This is a genomic window from Curtobacterium sp. MCPF17_018, assembly GCF_003234135.1.
GTDB classification, from domain to species: Bacteria; Actinomycetota; Actinomycetes; order Actinomycetales; family Microbacteriaceae; genus Curtobacterium; species Curtobacterium flaccumfaciens.
This window is the reverse complement of the sequence record NZ_QKSJ01000002.1, coordinates 206,618-224,711: the sequence shown is the minus strand read 5'-3', so window position 1 is coordinate 224,711 and position 18,094 is coordinate 206,618. Positions and strand designations below refer to the sequence as shown.

The window sequence follows — 18,094 nt, the reverse complement described above, 5'->3', positions numbered from 1 at the left end:
TCAGGCGGCGAACGGGTCCGGCGTCAGCACGTAGACGGTCTCGAGGTACTCCTCGATGCCCTCGTGCGATCCCTCGCGGCCCAGGCCCGAGGACTTCACGCCGCCGAACGGGAACGCCGCATTGGACACGACGCCCGTGTTCAGCCCGAGCATGCCCGTCTCCAGGCGCTCGGCGAGCCGCTGGCCGCGCCGGAAGTCGGTTGTGAAGGCGTAGGCGATGAGTCCGTACTCGGTGTCGTTCGCGAGCCGGATCCCCTCGTCCTCGGTGCTGAAGCGCGTGACCGAGGCGACCGGTCCGAAGATCTCCGTCGTCATGATCTCCGAGCCGGGCTGCACGTCGTCGATCACCGTCGCCTCGTAGAACGTGCCCGGGCGGTCGATCCGGTGGCCACCGGTGACGAGCCGGGCACCGCGACCGAGGGCGTCGTCGACGAGCGAGGCGGCCTTGTCCACGGCGCGGTCGTCGATGAGCGGTCCGAGCGTCGTGCCGTCCTCGGTTCCCCGGCCGACGCGCAGGGCGTCCACCTTCGCGGTGAGGGCCGCGACGAACGCGTCGGCGATGCCGTCCTGCACGAAGAACCGGTTCGCCGCGGTGCACGCTTCGCCCGTGTTGCGGAACTTCGCGAGCATCGCCGCGTCCACCGCCTCGTCGAGGTCGGCGTCGTCGAACACGAGCAACGGGGCGTTGCCGCCGAGCTCCATGCTCGTCTTGAGCACGTTGTCCGCCGCCTGCTTGAGGAGCGCCGAACCGACCGGGGTCGAACCGGTGAACGTCAGCTTGCGCAGGCGCGGGTCGGCGATGATCGGCTCGGACAGCCCCTTGGCGTCACTCGACGGGATCACGTTGAGCACACCGTCCGGCAGCCCGGCACGGCGGAACAGCTCGACCAGGAACAGGGTCGTCAGCGGGGTGAGGTCGGCCGGCTTCGCGACCACCGTGCAGCCGGCAGCCAGGGCCGGGCCGATCTTCCGGGTCGCCATCGCGAGCGGGAAGTTCCACGGCGTGATCGCGTAGACGGGGCCGACCGGACGCTTCAGCACGATCGCGCGCCCGGTGCCCTCGGGGTTCGTGCGGTAGTCACCGGTGATGCGGACCGCTTCTTCCGAGAACCAGCGCAGGAACTCGCCGCCGTAGACGACTTCGCCGCGGGCCTCGGCCAGGGGTTTGCCCATCTCGAGCGACATCAGGGCCGCGAGGTCGTCGGCGTGCTCGTGCACCAGGTCGAACGCCCGGCGCAGGATGTCCGACCGTGTGCGCGGGGCCGTGGCTGCCCAGGACTCCTGTGCGGCGGCCGCGGCGTCGAGGGCGGCGATGCCGTCCTCGGGTGTGGCGTCGGCGACCTCGGCCAGGACGGCACCGGTCGACGGGTCGTGCACGGCGAACGTGGACCCGCTCGACGAGGCACGCCAGGTGCCCCCGATGAAGAGTCCGGTGGGGACGCCCTCGACGCGGACGTGCTCGTCGGCGACGGTGGTGGTCTCGTTCGTGGTGGTGTCGGTCACAGTCGTGCTCCTCCTGGGTTCGCGAGGCCCTCGTCCATGTCGCTGCGGTCGACGTGTCCGCCGGCCGCCCGGATCTCGTCGAGCGCCCGGGCGCTGCGCTCGGCGTCGACGCCGGCCACCAGGTCCTCGTACACGGCGACGTCGAGTCCAGCGGCACGGGCGTCGAGTGCCGAGGCTCGGACGCAGTGATCGGTCGCGATGCCGACGACGTCGATCGTGTGCACGCGGCGCTCGGCGAGCAGGTCGGCCAGCGGGACGCCCGCTTCGGTCACGGCCTGGAACGCCGAGTAGTCCGGCGTACCCTGGCCCTTGAGGACGTCGACGTCGATCAGTGCGGTGTCGAGATCAGGGTGGTAGTCGGCGCCGGGCGTCCCGGCGACGCAGTGCACCGGCCACGTGTCGACGAAGTCGGGTCCTTCGGGTCCGGCGAAGTGTCCGCCGTTGTCGTCGTCCCCGTGGTGCCAGTCGCGGGACGCCACGATGAGGTCGTACTCGTCCCCGTGCCGACCGAGGAACGCGGTGATGCGCTTCGCGAGCGCCGCTCCCCCGGTGACCGCGAGCGCACCGCCCTCGGTGAAGTCGTTCTGGACGTCCACGACGAGGAGTGCTCTTGCCATGGGTCCATCCAACACCCGTCGGCTCAGGAGCCGGTGAGCTTGCTCCCGCACGAGTAGGTCGCGGCGGTCACCGCGTCGAGTGCCGGGAGTGCCGCCGCACGCGGCGAACCGATGGCGTAGAAGGCGAAGGTCAACCGAGACCCGTCGGCGGCGTCGATGTAGCCGCCGAGGGTGTTCGCGCTGTCGATCCAGCCCGTCTTCGCGTGCACCTTGCCACGGGCGACCGCGTTCGCGCCGGTGAACCGGCTCGCGAGCGTGCCGGACTGCCCGGACACCGGCAGGGCGTTCGCGAGCGTCCCGAGGCCCTTCGCGCCGGAGGCGACCTGCACCATCAGGTGGGCGACGAACTCCGGCGACACGGCGTTCGAGGCGCTCTCGCCCGAGCCGTCCTTGATCACGATGCCGGCCGGGTCGAGGCCGTACGAGCGCAGCGCCGACTGGTACACGGACGACAGGGACGCCGCCGAGCCGTTCGACCCGGACTCCTTCGAGGACACCCGGGCGAGCATCTCGGCCAGGGTGTTGTCCGAGTTCGGGATCATCTGCCCGATGAGCGTCGACACCGGCTGCGAGGACACCGTGGCGATCGTCTCGGTGCCCGTCGTCGCCCGCTTGACGATCTGCGCGGAACCGGCGCCCGCGACGCCCGCGTTCGCCAGCGCCGTGCGGAAGGCGACGCCCGCGCGTCCGACCGGGTCCTCCGACCGCGGTGACGTCGCCGCTGCGGGGTTCGCTCGGTCGCCGTCGACCATCAGCGCGGTGACCTCCGGCTGGTACCCGATGGTGCGCTCGGAGACCGGCCACGTGGGGTCCCAGGCGTCAGCATCGCTCCAGTAGGAGTCATCGGTGACGATCGTGGTGACCGGGGTGCCACCCACCTTCGCCTTCACCTGCTGCGCGAGCTGGGCGAGGGTCGGGGCGCCCGGGTACACGGTCCCGCCGCCGGCGGACAGCGTCGCGTCGCCGTGCCCGACCAGGGCGACGGTGTTCGCGGACTCCCGTGTGACGGTCGTCGGGATGCGGTGGTCGCCCCCGAGCACGGAGAGCGCGGTCGCCGAGGTCAGGGTCTTCATGACGCTGCCCGTCTGGGCGGCCCGTTCGCCGTGCTTCGAGAACAGGACCTTGCCCGTCTCGGCGTCCATCACGTACCCCTCGAAGTCGCCGAGGCCGCTCGCCGACGCAGCCGTCGCGATCGAGCAGGTCCGGAGGGCGGACGGGCCGGCGAGGTCGTCCGGCACGACGCGGGCGTCGGCGGTCGGCGTCGGGGACGGCTTCGCCGTCGGGCGCTTCGTGGTGGTCGTCCGGTCCGGAGCCGAGGACGCGGTCCGGGTCGAGCTCGGCGCGGCGGCCGTCCGGGAGTCCGGGGTCGTGGCTGCTGCGACGGCGACGGCCCCGCCGGAGCCGACCACGAGCAGCGCCGCGAGACCACCTGCGATCCAGGGGACCGGGCGTCGTGCGGCGGATGCGCGCACCGCGGTGACGGCGGCGCGGAACCGCTCCGGGACGGAATGCGGGGTGGGCTGCTGCTCGGACATCGCGACCGATCCTACGGAACTGCGGCAGGAGCCTCCAGGCCGGGGGCGGGATCCGTCGAGGACGGGCGCCGGATCAGGGAGCCGCGACGGGACCGTCGGCGGGGTACCGGACCCCGACCTGGCGACGCGCCTCGTCCAGCACCGCCATGATCGCGACGGTCTCGTCCGGGTCCATCGGGCCGTCGTCGTGGCGGCCCGACGTGATCATCGCCTCGAAGGCACGGGCCTCGTGCTCGTAGCCGGCGAGTTCCTCGCGACCGTCGAACTCCTCGACCACGGCACCGTCGCGGTCGCGGATCCGCCAGGTGGTCGGCGTGTACCAGGTGGAGTCGAGGTCGATGCGGCCGGTCTCGCCGATGATCGACGCCGTGTTCGGACTCCGCAGGTCCATCCCGAAGTGGATCATCGACTGCGCGCCGCCCGTGTGCGTCATGACCAGGCCCATCTGCTCGTCGACGCCCTGCTCGCTCAGCGTGCCCGCTGCGACGAGCGCGGTCGGCACGCCGAGCACGTCCACCGCGAAGGACACCGGGTAGATCCCGAGGTCGAGCATCGCTCCCCCACCGAGTGCCGGGTCGCGCAGCCGGTGACTCGGGTCCGTCGGGAGGGCCTGGTGGTGCGTCGCCTCGACGACCATCGGGCGACCGATCCGACCCTCCGCGACGATCTCGCGGATCATCGCCATCTGCGGCAGGAAGCGGGTCCACATCGCCTCCATCACCGCGACACCCGATCGTCGAGCGGCGTCGACGACCGTACGGGCCTCCTCCGCGGTCATCGTGAAGGCCTTCTCGACCAGGACGTGCTTGCCCGCCCGGATCGCGAGCAGGGCGTCCTCGGCGTGCCGGACGTGCGGGGTCGCGACGTAGACCGCGTCGATGCCCTCGTCCGCCACCAGGTCCTCGTAGGAACCGTGGGACCGCTCGATGCCGAACTCCGCGGCGAAGGCCTCGGCGTGTCCGCGGGTGCGGCTGCCCACGGCGGTGAACACGATGCCGGCCGCGGTGCAGTCACCCACGAAGGACCGTGCGATGCCGCCTGTGCCGATGACTCCCCAGCGAACCGTCATGCGTCCTGTCTACCAGCGCGACGTGGGCTGGGGCGGTGCTGTCAGCGGCGGTGCTTGCCGAGCGCAGCGTCCGGGGCGGCCATCGGGTGGTTCCGGAACCAGCGCAGGAGCTCACGGGCACGGCTCGTGTCGGCGCTCGCGTCGCCCTCGGCGAGGAACGAGTCGAACCCGTCGGGCAGCTCGGCGTCCGGCTCGCGGTGGAACGCCATCTTCCACTCCCCGAAGCGCGGGGTGTGGATGCGCTCCTCGACCAGCAGGCCGACCTCGGTGTGCCGCGGGTCGTCGATGATGCGCTGGTACGTCTGGAGCACGGCTCCCTCCGGACCCTCGAGCAGCTGCATGAACCGGCCGTCCTTGTAGACGAGCAGACCGGACAGGCCGGACGCCGCGTTGCGGAGCCGTGCGTGCTCGAGCAGTGCGTCGAGCCGCTCCTGGTCGAACACCTCTTTCGCTGCGCTCATGTAGACCAGGGACAGCAGCATGACGACCTCTCGGTGACGACGGAACGGGTTCCCTCTCATCGTGGACCGCGCCGACGCCGTCGGGCAGCCCCAGAACGGGGATCGTCCCCGTCCGCGCACCCGCGTCGAGGTTCGGGTCATCGACGCGAGCACACGGGTGTCGGGTCGTACGACCGGACTGATTCGGAGCCCCCGTCCGGGGGGATTGGTCTCTCACCTGTCGTAGGTGCGGACCCAGTCGATCTGGACGTGCCCCGGGTCGCCCCAGTTGCCGATCTGGAACATGTACCGATGCGGAGTGGTGGGCACGTTGCGCGGCACCGTGAACACGAGCTTGCCGTCGAGGTAGTACCGGACGCTCTTCCCCGGCACCCACTCGGTCGTGTACGTGTGCCAGTCGTTCCAGGACACCCGGGTGTTGTAGTGCTCGAAGCGGCGCTCCAGCCCCGGCAGCATCGAGTGGTGGAAGACGCGGGGCGACCCGTCGAACTGTCCCTCCGGGTAGCTCACCTCGCCGTCGGCCCAGACGTTCGACGTCGGCCAGAGCATGACCGCGATCCCGTTGCCGTCTCCGCCGGTCGCCCGCGCACGGATGCTGAAGGTGCCGCCGACGTGTGACCACGCGCCGGTGGGCGTGCCGAACGTTCCGGCAGCACCGTGCTCACCGTCCATCGCGACGTCCAGGTAGCCGTCGTGGGCGCTGACGAGCTCGTTCGAGTAGTACTTGCCGCCGGTGCCGTCGGGGTACGGCTGCCACGAGTTCCGGTACGTCTCGGCGAACGGGCCGCCGGCTGCGGCGGGGGTGTCGAAGTCCTCGGAGAAGGTCGGCTCGCGGTCCGCCAGGTACGCGGGGCCGGTCGCGGACGCCGTCGGGGTCGCGGACGAACCGGTGCTCGGCGACGAGGTCGACGCCGACGTCGCGCCGGACTCGGGCACTGCTGCCGCGGTCACCGCGAGGGCTCCGGCAGTGGCGGCGACCACGACGATGACCAAGACACGCTTCAGCACGGCGTCATCGCCGGTGGAGCGCTGGGCTGGTGGTCGGTCATCGTGTCCCCCGTATCGCGGACAAGGCTAGCCCGCGATCACGCCGGACGTCTGCCCCTCGGGCGAGGGACACGGATTCGTCCGGAATACGAAAACCCCGGTCAGAGCCACTTCGAGTGGACCTGACCGGGGTGTTCACGGAGCCGCCTGTCGGAATCGAACCGACGACCTATTCATTACGAGTGAATCGCTCTACCGACTGAGCTAAGGCGGCGCACACTCCATGTCCGGAGTGGCACGAGCAATGACTATACAGGTTCAGACGAGTGAACGCGAAACCAGCACGCCGAGCTCGGAGAAGGACCGTTCGAGCTCGTCGACCAGGTGCGTTCCGGCTTCGGAACCCGACCACTCCCACCAGGCGTGGCGCAGAGCGGCGAGGGCGACGATGGCCGCGAGCCCCGCGCGACGACGGAGCGCCTCGGGGTCCGCGGCGAGCTCCGGGGCGGCGTCTTCGAGCCGCCGCGCGATGGCCGCCTGCAGCTCCGCCTGGAACTCCTTCATGGACGCCATCCGACGGCTGAACAGCTCCGGGTTCGCGCGGAGGACCTGCTGCCGCTCCTCGATGAGCCCGCGCTCCTCGATCAGTTCGCGTGTCGAGTGCACGAGCAGCGCGCCGATGTCCGCGAGCAGGTCGCCGCTCGGACCACCGTCGACGAACGCCTGCAACGCCGCGTCGTCAGGCAGCTGCGGGTCGTCCCCGAGGATCGCCTGCTCCTTGCTCGGGAAGTAGTTGAAGAACGTCCGGGGCGAGATGTCTGCCCGCCGGGAGATCTCGTCAACCGTGACCGCGCCGAGGCCGTCCTCGATGGCGATCCGGAGCGCAGCCTGCTGGATGGCGCGCCGGGTGGCGCGGCGCTTCCGTTCGCGCAGGCCGGGTTCAGCGTCGGGCATGCCGTGATTGTCGCACGCCGTGACTCAGCGGCGGGCGCGGGCGATGGTGACGAGCAGTGCTTCGAGCGCCAGGAGTGCAGCCACGTTGGCCGCGATGCGCTGGCGGGCCAGGGCCACGGCGTCGAGGACCTCGAGCGCGGCAGCGGGCGGCATCGTCGGCAGCGCGTGCTCGAGCTGGTCCTGCATCGCCAGGTTGACCGGTTCCGCCGGGGCTCCGAGCCCCAGCAGGAGCAGGTCACGGTACAGCGAGGAGACGTCCACCAGGATCCGGTCGAGGCCGTCGCGCAGGCTGCGGGTCGCACGGCGTTTCTGGTCGTCCTCGAGGGCGCGGAGCTGCGACCGGAGCGCCGGCGGGATCGTCCCGCCGGGTTCGACCCCGAGCGAGCGCAGGGCTGCGTCGCGCTCTTCGGAGTCCCGCTGCTCGGTGATGGACGTGGCGTCCTCGTCGGCGACGGCGAGGAGCTCCGCGGCCGCCATGACGGCGTCACCCACGCTCCGCACACCGAGCACGGTCGTCAGGGTCCGGCGTCGACGGTCACGTGCCGGCTCGCTCGTGGCCAGGCGCTGTGCCATGCCGATGTGGCTCTGCGCCTGACGAGCAGCATCCATGGCGAGGGCGCGGTCGACACCGGTCCGGGCGACGAGCAGGTCGGCGACGGACTCGATGCCGGGCACCCGCAGACGGACCGAGCGGACGCGCGACCGGATCGTCGGCAACAGGTCGGCTTCACTCGGGGCGCAGAGGATCCAGACCGTACGCTCCGGGGGTTCCTCGAGCGCCTTGAGCAGCAGGTTCGAGGTGCGCTCGGTCATGCGGTCGGCATCCTCGATGATGACGACGCGGTAGCGCCCGACCGACGGCGAGTAGTACGACGAGGTGACGAGCTGCCGGATCTCGTCGATCGTGATGATCACGCGCTGGGTCGTGAGCACCGAGACGTCTGGGTGGGTCTTCGCGGTGATCTGCCGCAGTGTGTGGTCGTCGTCGGGGCCGTCGCCCACGAGCGCCGCGGCGAAGGCGGTCGCCACGTTCGACCGTCCCGACCCGGGCGGGCCGGTGATGAGCCACGAATGCGTCATGCCGCCGGTGCCGTCGGTCGACTCGGCTGCGTTGCGCAGCGACGCGACCGCTTCGTCCTGCCCGGTCAGGCCGTCCCACACGCTCACGGGACCATCCTGTCAGTGACCACCGTCATGCCGGGTCGATCCCGACGAGCGGGGCGACCGCTCGACGGATCGCGTCCTGTACGGCGTCGGTCGGGTCCGAGGCGTCGACCACCAGGAAGCGTGCCGGCTCGGCCTCCGCCATCGCGAGGAAGGCCTGACGGACGGACTCGTGGAACGCCGCGGCCTCGGACTCGAGGCGGTCGAAGGTGTCGCCCCGCGCCGCGGCCACCCGGGCGCGTCCGACGGTGACGTCGAGGTCGAGCAGAATCGTGAGGTCCGGTGCCAGGCCGTCCGCTGCCCACTCCGAGACGGAGCGGACCTGCTCGGCGCCGAGCCCCCGCGCGACGCCCTGGTAGGCGACGGACGAGTCGATGTAGCGGTCCTGCAGGACGACCTCGCCGCGCGCGATCGCCGGACGGACGATCGTCTCGACGTGCTGGGCACGGTCGGCCGCGTACAGCAGCGCCTCGGCCCGGGGTGCGACGTGGCCCCGCTCGTGCAGGACCATCTGCCGGATCTGGACGCCGAGGTCGGTGCCGCCGGGTTCGCGGGTGCGCACCACGGTCCGACCGTGCGCACCGAGCCACGCCGAGAGCAGCTCCGCCTGGGTCGTCTTTCCCGCGCCGTCGCCGCCCTCGAGCGTGATGAAGCGACCGGTCACTTCTTCTTGGCCGCCGTCCGACGAGCCGGGGTCTTCTTCTTGACCGGCCCCTTGGCACGCTTGTCGGCGATGAGCTGGACCGCGCGGGCGTGGTCGACGGCCTCGACGTCCTCGCCCTTGGGGATGGTCGCGTTCGTCTCGCCGTCGGTGACGTACGGGCCGAATCGGCCGTCCTTCATCTTGATCGGCTTGCCGGACACCGGGTCGGCGTCGAACTCCTTGAGCGCGGCGCTCGCGGTGCGGTTCCCGCCGTACTTCGGCTGCGCGAACAGCTCGAGTGCACCGGGCAGGTCGATGTCGAAGATCGCGTCCTCGCCGGGCAGGGTCCGGGTGTCGGTCCCCTTCTTCAGGTACGGCCCGTACCGGCCGTTCTGCGCCGTGATGTCGTTGCCCGTCTCCGGGTCCTGGCCCACGACGCGTGGAAGGTCGAGGAGCTTCAGCGCCGTCTCGAGGTCGACGGTCTGCGGATCCATCGACTTGAAGAGCGAGGCGGTGCGTTCCTTCGGCGCCGCGGCCTTCTTCGTCGTCTTCTTCGCAGGCGCCTTCTTTGCGGGGGCCTTCTTCGCCGTCGCCGTCTCGCTCGTCGCGGTCGCAGCAGCTGCCTCGGCCGCCGGGGCCTCCGCCACTGCGGGCGCCTCGACGACCTCGCCGGTCTTCGGGTCCACGGTGGGTTCGGGCTCGGGGGTGCGCTCCGTGACGTAGGGGCCGAAGCGGCCGTCCTTCGCCAGGACTTCCTTGCCCGTCTCCGGGTTGATCCCGACGACGCGATCGCCGATCACCGGGGCGTCGACGAGTTCCTTCGCCTTCTCGACGGTCAGTTCGTCGGGAGCGAGGTCCTCGGGGACGTTGACGCGCCGCGGCTTCTCGGGGTCGTCGCTCGGCACCTCGATGTAGGGGCCGTACCGACCGATCCGGAGTGTGAGGCCCGGAGCGAGCTCGACCGAGTTGATCTCGCGGGCGTCGATCTCACCGAGGTTGTCGATGACGGTCCGCAGGCCGCGCTGGTCGTCGTCGCCGCCACCGAAGTAGAAGCCCTTGAGCCAGTCCACCCGGTCGGCGTCGCCGCGGGCGATGCGGTCGAGGTCTTCTTCCATCTCGGCGGTGAAGTCGTACTCCACGAGCTCGCCGAAGTACTCCTCGAGCAGCCGCACCACGCTGAACGCGATCCAGTTCGGCACCAGCTGCGTACCGCGGAGCGAGACGTAGCCGCGGTCGATGATCGTCGGGCTGATGGTGGGGTAGGTCGACGGACGCCCGATCCCCAGCTCTTCCAGCGTCTTGATGAGGCTCGCCTCGGTGAAGCGCGGCGGCGGGGTGGTGTCGTGCCCCTTCGCCTCGACGTCGCTGACCGCGAGGTGCTCGCCCTGGGCCACGTTCGGCAGGGCGACGTCCTGACCGGCACGCTCGGAGGACTCGTGGCGGTCCTCGTCACGGCCTTCTTCGTAGGCGCTGAGGAAGCCGCGGAACGTGATGACGGTGCCGGAGGCGGTGAACTCCGCGTCGGTGCCGTTCGCGGTCGAGGCGATGCCCTCGACCGACTCGGCGGAGGAGATGCCGAGCACGATCGATGCGGTCGAACCCTTGGCGTCCGCCATCTGGGAAGCGATGGTGCGCTTCCAGATGAGGTCGTAGAGGCGCCACTCCACACCGGTCAGGGTGCCCTGCAGGTCTTGCGGGGTGCGGAAGGAGTCCCCGGCGGGACGGATCGCCTCGTGCGCCTCTTGCGCGTTCTTGCTCTTGCTCGCGTAGAGACGGGGCTTGTCCGGAACGGTGGCCGAACCGTACAGGTCCGCTGCCTGCTTGCGAGCGGCGTCGATGGCCTGCTTCGAGAGCGAGACCGAGTCCGTACGGATGTAGGTGATGTAGCCGTTCTCGTACAGGGTCTGCGCGGCACGAGCGGTCTGTCGCGGGGACAGACGGAGCTTGCGTGCGGCTTCCTGCTGGAGCGTCGACGTGGTGAACGGGGCGGCCGGACGTCGCGTGTACGGCTTCGAGTCGACGCTGCGGACGGTGGCGTCACCGGCGCGCTCGAGGACCGTCGTCAGCGACGCGGCAGCGGCCTGGTCGAGCCGGACGACGTCTCCGCTGAGGGTGCCGCGGTCGTCGAAGTCACGACCGGAGGCGACGCGGGTGCCGTGGATCCGGGCGAGTCGCGCGGAGAAAGAGGACTCGCCGGCCTTCTCGAACCGGGCGGAGAGGTCCCAGTAGTTGGCGGAGACGAAGGCCAGGCGCTCGCGCTCACGGTCGACGACGAGACGGGTGGCGGCGGACTGCACACGGCCGGCGGACAGACCGGGCGCGACCTTGCGCCACAGGACCGGGGAGACCTCGTACCCGTAGAGACGATCGAGGATGCGGCGGGTCTCCTGCGCGTCGACGAGGGCGGTGTCGAGCTCACGGGTGGCTTCCTGCGCGCGCTGGATCGCCTCCTTCGTGATCTCGTGGAACACCATCCGCTTGACGGGCACCTTCGGCTTCAGGACCTGCAGCAGGTGCCACGCGATCGCTTCGCCCTCGCGATCTTCATCTGTTGCGAGGTAGAGCTCGTCGGCGTCCTTGAGGGCGCGCTTCAGCTCGGAGACGGTCTTCTTCTTGGCGTCGGACACGACGTAGTACGGCTCGAAGCCGTTGTCGACGTCCACCGAGAACTTGCCGAGGGAGCCCTTCTTGAGCTCGGCCGGCAGGTTCTTCGGCTCGACGAGGTCGCGGATGTGTCCGACCGAGGCCTGGACTTCGTATCCGTCACCGAGGTATTGCGCGATCGTCTTCGCCTTCGCAGGGCTCTCGACGATCACGAGCTTCTTCGTGCCTGGCACGTGTCTCCTTGATCGATGGTGCTGATCGGCCCTGTCCACGAGCGTGTCCGGGTCGACCGGGACATCGGTGACCGCGGGCCGACAGGCACACCATACACATAGTGTTCGGACGGGTCGCCTGCCGGACCGGCCACCGCGAGTGCGCCGACGACGAACGGACCGGTGCCCACGACCACGCGGACCCGGGCCGTGGTGGCGACGAGTTCGCAGGCGTCGAGGGTGGCCCCGTTCGCGGTGGCGATCCGGGTGGCGACGGCGCAGGGCTCCCCCGGCACCAGACCGGTCGCGGACGCCGCGGTGCCCACCGCGGCGGCGTCGGCGGCACCCTGGGCCCGGATGGCCTGCGTGCGGTGACCGGCTGCGGCGAGCGCCGACGACCCGACGAGGACACCCACGCCGAGGACCGCCACGAGCAGCACGGTCGCCGAGCCGCGTTGGCCGTCGAGACTCGTCACGTCAGCCCCCTCGGGCCACGGCGCACCCCGTCGCGGTCAGTGGGAGCGCCGCGAAGGGACCGGTCCCGCCGCGCTTGGCGTCGACGCAGACCAGGTCGCCGTCCGACCGGACGACGACCGAGACCCCCGGGACGATCCGGTCGGCCGCGGACCGGCCCTGGCTCTCGTCGTCGCGCCCGATCGCCCGGGCGGCCGTGGCTGCGGCGAGTTGCAGGCGGCCCTGCGCATCGACGACGAGCACCGCCGCGACGAGGGCGGTCAGCACGAGCGCCACCACGGGGAGCGCCACCGCGAACTCGACGGTCACGGAGCCGCGCTCACAGCGAGAGCGCACCACGGACGAGGTCGGTGAGGATGGTCTGGACCTCGCCGGAGCGCATGACGGCGACGAGCACGCCGGCGAAGGCCACGGCGGCGAGGATGACGACCGCGTACTCGGCGGTCGCCGATCCCCGGTCGTCCCGCAGTCGTGACCGCCACCGGGCGACGAGGGGACGCGGGCGACGGTGGTGGATGGCCCGACGGGTGCGGTTGCCGCGGGATGACGTGGTGCTCATGGTGTCCGTCCTTTCTGTTCGGTGGGTCCAGCCTGTCCGGGCTGCGGTGGCGACGAGGGGTCCCGGTGGCATCTGTGGAGAGGTCACGCGGTACCGCCCACCGTGGAGGAGAGGACCCCCACCACCACGGGCACCACCCCCACGAGCACGAACGCCGGCAGGACGCAGACCCCGAGTGGCAGCACCAGCCGGACGGCCAGGCGTTCCGCAGCCACGAGCCCGTCGGCAGCGGCCTCGTCGCGCACGTCCTCGGCAGCGCGGCGGAGCAACCCGGCGGCGGGGACCCCGGCGCGCCGGGCGAGGTCGAGGACCTCCCGCAGCCGGTCCAGGTCGCCGACGGGCGCGGCGGCTCCCGCGGACGCCTCGGCGACGGCCTGCCCGGCGGTGGTCCACGACCCGCCTCCGGCGACCGCCACGGCCCAGGCGTCGAGGAGCACCCCGGGCACGCGGCCGTCGGGGGTCGCGGAACGGACCAGCCGGGCGGTCCACCCCCGACCTGCCAGGACGAGGGCCGCCGCGGTGCACGAGCACGCCCAACCGGCCGGTGAACCGACCAGGACCTCGACGGCGCCGGCACCCCAGGCCGCGCCGAGGCCCAGCCCGAAGAGCGGCAGCGCGAGCACCACCCGGGCGCTCGTCCGCGGACCGGCCAGGGCGACCCGGATCGCGCGGTCCGAGGCGGCAGCACGGCGGAGCGCCCCGGCGAGCCCGCGGAGGGTCCCCGCGACGGGCGCTCCCGTCCGGTCCGCCACGCGGAGGACGACGGCGATGTCCTGCTGCGCGGGTCCCCCGGCCCCGGGCAGTCCGCCGACGAGCCGCCAGGCCCGCGGCGGCGGGACCCCCGCCGCGACCAGCGTCGCCACCCGGTCGAGCACCCCGGCGACCCGCACCGGACCGTCGGGTGTGGGTCGGCTCACCGCAGCCCGTCCACCGGGCGCACCTCGAGCCTCCTGTCCGGGCCGACGCACAGCGTGCCCACGCCACCGAGCCGCCGCTGTCCTGCCCGTCGCTCCACGTGCAGGACCAGGTCGAAGGCGCTGACGGCCTGCCGGGCGAGCGCCTCGGCACCGAGGCCGGCGAGTGCGCCGAGCGCTTCGAGACGTGCGGCCACGTCGGCGATGCCGTTGGCGTGCACGGTGCCGGCTCCCCCGTCGTGCCCGGTGTTCAGGGCAGAGAGGAGTTCGCGGACCTCGGCGCCGCGACACTCCCCCACGACGATCCGGTCGGGTCGCATCCGCAGCGCCTCTCGCACGAGCCGGTCGAGGCCGAGCGCGCCGACCCCCTCGGCGTTCGCCTGCCGCACCTCGAGCGCGACGACGTGCGGGTGGGCGATCCGGAGCTCGGCGACGTCCTCCACCGTCACGATGCGCTCGTCGACGGGGACGTTCCCGAGCATCGCCGCGAGCAGGGTGGTCTTGCCGCTGCCGGTCGCACCGGTGACCAGGACGTTCCGGCGCGCGGCGACGGCGTCCTCGACGACCGACCGCGGGACGAACGCGAAGGTCCCGCCGCGCTCGAGGGCGGCGAGGGAGGGTCGCTGGACCTGCGGCAGTCGGATCGACACGGCGGTGCCCCCGACGGACACCGGGGCAAGGACGACGTGGACCCGGACGCCGTCGCCGTGCCGGACGTCCGCGCACGGGGTGGTCTCGTCGACGTGTCGGCCGCCGAGCGCGACGAGCCGGGTCGCGAGTTCGCGGGCTCGCGCTTCCGTCAGTCGCGGCTGGACGGCTTCGAGGCCGGTCCCGCGGTCGACCCACGTCCCCACACCGCCGAGCACCAGGACGTCCGTCACGGTGGCATCAGCCACCAGGGCAGCGAGTTCCTCGAACTCGACGACCACGGCGGCCCGGCGGCGAGCCGGCGGCGCGGCCCCGGGCAGGAACGGCGCGGACGGTGCAAGTGGTCGCGACGGCGCGGACGACCGTGACGACGGGCGGGACGAGGGCGAGGGAGGAGCACGGTGCAGGGGCATGCCGCCGACGGTAGGCAGTCGGCACCCGCGCCGATCGGACGGTCCCCACATCTGTGGACAACGTCGGAGTGTCCGACCAACGGACCGATTTGTACCCCGATACGGAAAGCCGTACCCCGGTCGATGATGCGACACCGAATCCGCTCGAGCCACCGATCACCCCTGCACCCCACAGCAGGACTGGGCGGAGCAACTGCTCCGCAGGTACATGCAGAATGCATGCACGAGCATGGACCGGTCTGTCCACGCGACCGGCGTCCCTGCGCGGATCGGGGCACACGACGAAGCCCGACGAAGCACCGTCGCTCGAGGCGGACCCCGGAAAAGAGAAGAGGCGGCACCGGTTGGGGGGAACAGGTGCCGCCTTGACACCGAGGGATTGGGGGGAATCCGATTCGATGCCGCCGGAAACGAGTCCAGCGAGAACCACTGTACCCCACGATCGGCTCTCCAGGGCAACCCCGGACACGACATCCGGGCGTGCCGCGCCCCGACCCGGCCGAGGGGTAGTCTCCGGATGCACGCAGGCACCGGCGACGGATGGACGCACGCAATCGCCCCGGATGCACGCACGCAACCACCCCGGATGCACGCACGCAACCGCCCCGGATGCACGCACGCATCCACGACGGATGCCACCAGAGGCCGCAACGACGCGAAAGGACATCGATGTCCACTCCGACCCAGACCGACCCCCGAGGCGACGACGGAGCGACCTTCGCGCCGCCGCCCGAGTTCGTGGCCGACGCGGTCGCCGGCGAGGACCTCCACCACGCGGCAGCAGCCGACCGCGAGGCCTTCTGGGCCGAGCAGTCCCGCTCCCTGCTCGACTGGCGCACCCCGTTCACGCAGACCCTGGACTGGTCGGGCGCCCCGTTCGCGAAGTGGTTCGCCGACGGAACGCTCAACGTCGCCGAGAACTGCCTCGACCGGCACGTCCGCGCGGGCAACGGCGACCGGGTCGCGATCCACTTCGAGGGTGCACCAGGCGACACGCGTCGGATCACCTACGCCGAGCTGACCGCCGAGGTGCAGCGCGCCGCGAACATGCTCACCGACCTCGGCGTGGGCCAGGGCGACCGGGTGGTCGTGTACCTGCCGCTCATCCCCGAGGCCGTCGTGACGATGCTCGCCGTCGCCCGCATCGGTGCCGTGCACTCGGTCGTCTTCGGGGGGTTCAGCGCGGAGAGCGTCCGCGCCCGCATCGAGGACGCCGGCGCGAAGCTCGTCGTGACAGCGGACGGTGGGTGGCGGCGCGGCGCCGTCTCACCGCTCAAGCCCGCCGTCGACGAGGCACTGACCGGCGAGGGCACCGACACGGTCGAGCACGTCCTGGTCGTCAAGCGCGGCGGCAACGACATCGCGTGGAACGACCGTGACGTCTGGTGGCACGACGAGCTGGCGAAGGCGGCACCGACCCACGAGGCCCAGGCGTTCCCGGCCGAGACCCCGCTGTTCATCCTGTACACCTCGGGCACGACCGGGAAGCCGAAGGGCATCGTGCACACCTCCGGTGGCTACCTGACGCAGGCGGCCTACACGCACAAGAACGTCTTCGACATGCACCCGGAGAAGGACGTCTACTGGTGCACCGCCGACATCGGCTGGATCACCGGCCACTCCTACGTCGTCTACGGCCCGCTCGCCAACGGCGTCACCCAGGTGCTCTACGAGGGCACCCCCGACGAGCCGAAGCCCGGCCGCTGGTGGGACCTCGTCGACGCCTACGGTGTCACCGTCCTCTACACCGCACCCACCGCGGTCCGCGCGGCGATGAAGGCCGGCCGCGAGATCCCGGAGGCCCGCAGTCTCGAGACCCTCCGCCTGCTCGGCAGCGTCGGCGAACCGATCAACCCCGAGGCGTGGCAGTGGTACCGGCAGGTCATCGGCCACGACCGCACGCCGATCGTCGACACGTGGTGGCAGACCGAGACCGGCGCGATCATGATCTCCGCGCTGCCCGGCGTCACGAAGCTCAAGCCCGGCGCCGCGCAGACGCCCCTGCCGGGCATCGTCGCCGAGATCGTCGACGACGACGGCCGCCGCGCCGACCCCGGCGAGAGCGGCTACCTGACGATCACCGAGCCGTGGCCGTCGATGGCCCGCGGCATCTGGAACGACCCGGACCGGTTCGTCGAGACGTACTGGTCGCGGTTCCCCGGCCGCTACTTCGCCGGCGACGGTGCGCGGCTCGACGGGCAGGGCGACATCTGGGTCCAGGGCCGCGTCGACGACGTCATGAACGTCTCGGGCCACCGCCTGTCGACGGCCGAGATCGAGTCCGCCCTGGTCGGCCACGAGGGCGTCGCCGAGGCCGCCGTGGTCGGTGCCGCCGACGAGACCACCGGGCAGGCGGTCGTCGCGTTCGTCATCCTGACGGCCGAGGCCGCCGCCGACGTCGACCGCGACGCTGCCTCCGCGGAACTCCGCAACTGGGTCGGCAAGCGGATCGGCGCGATCGCGAAGCCGCGCCAGGTCGTCATCGTGCCGGAGCTGCCGAAGACACGCTCCGGCAAGATCATGCGGCGGCTGCTCCGCGACGCGGCCGAGGGCCGCCGCATCGGCGACACGACGACGCTCGCCGACCCGACGATCATGGCGACCATCGCGGAACTCATGTAGTCCCGGGAACGGAAGCAGGGCCTCCAGTCAGATTCAAACTGGAGGCCCTGCTCGCGTACTGCGTTCGGCTGACGGTCCGTCAGGCGGTGAGCTCCACCACCAGCTCGACCTCGACCGGTGCGTCCAGCGGGAGCACCGCGACGCCCACCGCGCTCCGCGCGTGGACGCCGGCGTCCCCGAAGACGTCGCCGACCAGGGTCGACGCCCCGTTCGCGACCCCGGGCTGACCGGTGAACGACGGGTCCGAGGCGACGAAGACCGTGACCTTGACGACACGCGCCACGCGGTCGAGCGAACCGGCGACCGACTGCACGGCGGCCAGGGCGTTCAGCGCGGCCACACGAGCCTGGGCCGCGGCGGTCTCGGCGTCGACGTCGGTGCCGACCTTGCCGGTCACGGGCAGGGCACCGTCGACGAACGGCAGCTGACCAGCCGTGTAGACGTACTGCCCCGTCACGACGGCGGGCACGTAGGCGGCGACGGGAGCGGCGACCGCGGGGATCGTCAGGCCGAGTCCGGCGAGCCGGTCGGAGACGCTCATGAGTCGGCCTTGGGGCGCTTCAGGTAGGCGACGAGTCCGCCCTCGGGCCCGGTGACGATCTGGACCAGCTCCCAGCCCTCGTCCCCGTAGTTGTTGAGGATCGCGGTGGTGTTGTGGATCATCAGCGGCGTGGTGAAGTACTCCCAGCGAGTCATGCGGTTCCTTGCCAGCCTT

The 18,094-nt window shown here is 71.6% G+C and carries 18 protein-coding genes and 1 tRNA gene; 1 reads left to right on the top strand and 18 read right to left on the bottom strand.

Translation table 11 applies throughout. From position 1 onward, the window contains the following. The 16 genes from DEJ27_RS03675 to DEJ27_RS03600 all read right to left on the bottom strand — a co-directional run bounded on the left by DEJ27_RS03675 (position 1) and on the right by DEJ27_RS03600 (position 14,625). A complete protein-coding gene (locus tag DEJ27_RS03675) occupies positions 1-1,503 on the bottom strand; it encodes an NAD-dependent succinate-semialdehyde dehydrogenase (protein ID WP_110861401.1) in 1,503 nt (500 codons plus the stop codon). Further along, positions 1,500-2,120, bottom strand: a complete 621-nt coding sequence (locus DEJ27_RS03670; RefSeq protein WP_181430082.1) for an isochorismatase family protein — start codon at positions 2,118-2,120, stop codon at positions 1,500-1,502. Before DEJ27_RS03670 ends, DEJ27_RS03675 begins: the two co-directional genes overlap by 4 nt. 23 nt (positions 2,121-2,143) lie before the next feature. After that, entirely contained in the window at positions 2,144-3,655 is a 1,512-nt protein-coding gene (gene dacB / locus DEJ27_RS03665; RefSeq protein WP_111090344.1) for a D-alanyl-D-alanine carboxypeptidase/D-alanyl-D-alanine-endopeptidase, read from the bottom strand. A gap of 73 nt (positions 3,656-3,728) precedes the next feature. After that, positions 3,729-4,724 carry a Gfo/Idh/MocA family protein gene (locus tag DEJ27_RS03660; RefSeq protein WP_110861408.1) on the bottom strand — a complete coding sequence of 332 codons (996 nt, stop codon included), beginning with the start codon at positions 4,722-4,724 and terminating at the stop codon, positions 3,729-3,731. 41 nt (positions 4,725-4,765) lie between these two features. Next, positions 4,766-5,206, bottom strand: a complete 441-nt coding sequence (locus DEJ27_RS03655) for a BLUF domain-containing protein (RefSeq protein ID WP_181420108.1) — start codon at positions 5,204-5,206, stop codon at positions 4,766-4,768. Positions 5,207-5,398: 192 nt separating this feature from the next. Then, entirely contained in the window at positions 5,399-6,193 is a 795-nt protein-coding gene (locus DEJ27_RS03650) for a glycoside hydrolase family 16 protein (protein WP_111090343.1), read from the bottom strand. A 180-nt stretch (positions 6,194-6,373) separates the two neighbouring features. Further along, positions 6,374-6,446 (bottom strand) — tRNA-Thr (locus tag DEJ27_RS03645). A gap of 44 nt (positions 6,447-6,490) precedes the next feature. Next, positions 6,491-7,126 carry a TetR/AcrR family transcriptional regulator gene (locus tag DEJ27_RS03640; RefSeq protein WP_111090342.1) on the bottom strand — a complete coding sequence of 212 codons (636 nt, stop codon included), beginning with the start codon at positions 7,124-7,126 and terminating at the stop codon, positions 6,491-6,493. Positions 7,127-7,150: 24 nt separating this feature from the next. After that, complete coding sequence (locus tag DEJ27_RS03635; RefSeq protein WP_111090341.1) at positions 7,151-8,293, bottom strand: DNA polymerase III subunit delta'; 1,143 nt, start codon at positions 8,291-8,293, stop codon at positions 7,151-7,153. 25 nt (positions 8,294-8,318) lie between these two features. Beyond that, complete coding sequence (tmk, locus tag DEJ27_RS03630) at positions 8,319-8,954, bottom strand: dTMP kinase (protein ID WP_110861418.1); 636 nt, start codon at positions 8,952-8,954, stop codon at positions 8,319-8,321. Beyond that, positions 8,951-11,770, bottom strand: a complete 2,820-nt coding sequence (gene topA, locus DEJ27_RS03625; protein WP_110861420.1) for a type I DNA topoisomerase — start codon at positions 11,768-11,770, stop codon at positions 8,951-8,953. Before topA ends, tmk begins: the two co-directional genes overlap by 4 nt. Beyond that, positions 11,746-12,225, bottom strand: a complete 480-nt coding sequence (locus DEJ27_RS03620; RefSeq protein WP_111090340.1) for a hypothetical protein — start codon at positions 12,223-12,225, stop codon at positions 11,746-11,748. Before DEJ27_RS03620 ends, topA begins: the two co-directional genes overlap by 25 nt. Before the next feature lies 1 nt (position 12,226). Beyond that, the gene (locus DEJ27_RS03615) at positions 12,227-12,532 is read right to left on the bottom strand and encodes a TadE family type IV pilus minor pilin (RefSeq protein WP_181430081.1); all 306 of its coding nucleotides are present in this window, start codon (positions 12,530-12,532) and stop codon (positions 12,227-12,229) included. A gap of 10 nt (positions 12,533-12,542) precedes the next feature. Further along, positions 12,543-12,782, bottom strand: coding sequence for a DUF4244 domain-containing protein (locus DEJ27_RS03610; RefSeq protein WP_111090338.1), 240 nt, complete (start codon positions 12,780-12,782; stop codon positions 12,543-12,545). Positions 12,783-12,865: 83 nt separating this feature from the next. Next, positions 12,866-13,699, bottom strand: a complete 834-nt coding sequence (locus DEJ27_RS03605) for a type II secretion system F family protein (RefSeq protein ID WP_181430080.1) — start codon at positions 13,697-13,699, stop codon at positions 12,866-12,868. Beyond that, positions 13,696-14,625: a CpaF family protein gene (locus tag DEJ27_RS03600; protein WP_111090336.1), complete on the bottom strand. Its 930-nt coding sequence runs from the start codon at positions 14,623-14,625 to the stop codon at positions 13,696-13,698. The genes DEJ27_RS03605 and DEJ27_RS03600 overlap by 4 nt, the downstream gene beginning before the upstream one ends. 801 nt (positions 14,626-15,426) lie before the next feature. On the opposite strand from DEJ27_RS03600, the gene acs reads away from it, so the two are divergent. Beyond that, positions 15,427-17,379: an acetate--CoA ligase gene (acs, locus tag DEJ27_RS03595; RefSeq protein ID WP_110861430.1), complete on the top strand. Its 1,953-nt coding sequence runs from the start codon at positions 15,427-15,429 to the stop codon at positions 17,377-17,379. Between the two features lie 79 nt (positions 17,380-17,458). Here acs and DEJ27_RS03590 read toward each other — a convergent pair whose 3' ends face one another. Further along, positions 17,459-17,920 carry a RidA family protein gene (locus DEJ27_RS03590; protein WP_110861432.1) on the bottom strand — a complete coding sequence of 154 codons (462 nt, stop codon included), beginning with the start codon at positions 17,918-17,920 and terminating at the stop codon, positions 17,459-17,461. Further along, positions 17,917-18,075 carry a DUF4177 domain-containing protein gene (locus tag DEJ27_RS03585; RefSeq protein ID WP_110861434.1) on the bottom strand — a complete coding sequence of 53 codons (159 nt, stop codon included), beginning with the start codon at positions 18,073-18,075 and terminating at the stop codon, positions 17,917-17,919. Before DEJ27_RS03585 ends, DEJ27_RS03590 begins: the two co-directional genes overlap by 4 nt. Positions 18,076-18,094 lie beyond the last annotated feature (19 nt).